Here is a 1223-nt window from a genome sequence, read left to right as displayed (position 1 = left end):
TTTTGCTTCAGGTTGATGATGTCATAGCGCAGGACAATGCCGCTAAGACAGAAGGTGTCGAGTTTACTGCAGCTCTACTCGATGAGATATCCAAGGAATTGAACAAGTCTTTGGAATCAGCCCCTGAGCCTAAGACAAAAGAAGAGAAGCAGGCTGTTAGAACCAAGAAAAAACAGCTTAAAGAGCTTGAGAAGAAACGTAATAAACTCCAGGAGTATGACCAACACCTTGAGGTTATGAGAGAGAGAAACTCCTACAGCAAGACCGACCCTGATGCCACGTTTATGCACATGAAGGAGGATGCTATGCGGAACGGACAGACTAAGCCTGGATATAATCTGCAGATAGCAACGGAGAACCAGTTCATCACCGACTTTGCACTCTATGCTAATCGTACAGACACGCTCACACTTTCTTCTTTCTTGGAGTCTTTCAAATTACGCTATCATCGTTATGCCAAGACAGTCGTAGCCGATTCAGGGTATGGGTCCGAGGAGAACTATCTGTTCATGGACGTACATAATATGGAAGCCTATGTGAAGTATAACTACTTCCATAAAGAGCAGCGTCCACGCTACACACCTAACCCATTCAGTCCCGCAAGCCTTTATTATAATAAGGAACAGGATTTCTACGTCTGCCCTATGGGACAGCATATGAAGCGTATAGGTATGAAGCGTTCCCTAACCTCTAATGGATTCGTTACTTACAGCGTACGTTATCAGGCAGAACGCTGTGATAGTTGTCCCTTGAGAGGCTCATGTTTTAAGGCAAGAGGGAACAGAATTATAGAAGTAAATCATCAACTACAGCACTATAAACAAAAGGCACGGGAACTACTGACCTCGGAAGAAGGCATCAAGCATCGAGGACGAAGGTGCATAGAACCTGAAGCTGTTTTTGGACAAACAAAATATAATAAAGCCTATAAGAGGTTTAGGCATTTTGGAAAAGACAAGGTCAATATGGACTTTGCCTTCTTTGCTATAGCCTTTAACATAGGGAAAATGTGTAGAAAAACCAATCTCAAGGAACTAAAAGACATTATGGAGGTACTTTTAGTCACCTTCAGATGCTTTATACAAGTTTATATAGGTTATTTAAAGCCCTATAAATCATTTTATATGAAATTAGCAGCATAGCTGCAGTAAATAACGAATTATGTGGTAGACAAGGTAAAGGGAGAGTAAAAAAGAGGATGTATCAATTTTGACACACCCTCT

The 1223-nt window shown here is 41.5% G+C and carries 1 protein-coding gene; it reads left to right on the top strand.

Annotation, left to right across the window (positions count from 1 at the left end):
* Positions 1 to 1142, top strand: a 1142-nt coding sequence (locus HMPREF9144_RS12475) for a transposase (RefSeq protein WP_040595972.1), incomplete at its 5' end; no start/stop codon positions are given.
* Between the last annotated feature and the right edge of the window lie 81 nt (positions 1143 to 1223).

The sequence above is a fragment of the Prevotella pallens ATCC 700821 genome (assembly GCF_000220255.1).
GTDB lineage: Bacteria > Bacteroidota > Bacteroidia > Bacteroidales > Bacteroidaceae > Prevotella > Prevotella pallens.
The sequence above is the reverse complement of the archived record's forward strand: the minus strand, read 5'-3'. Positions and strand labels throughout refer to the sequence as shown.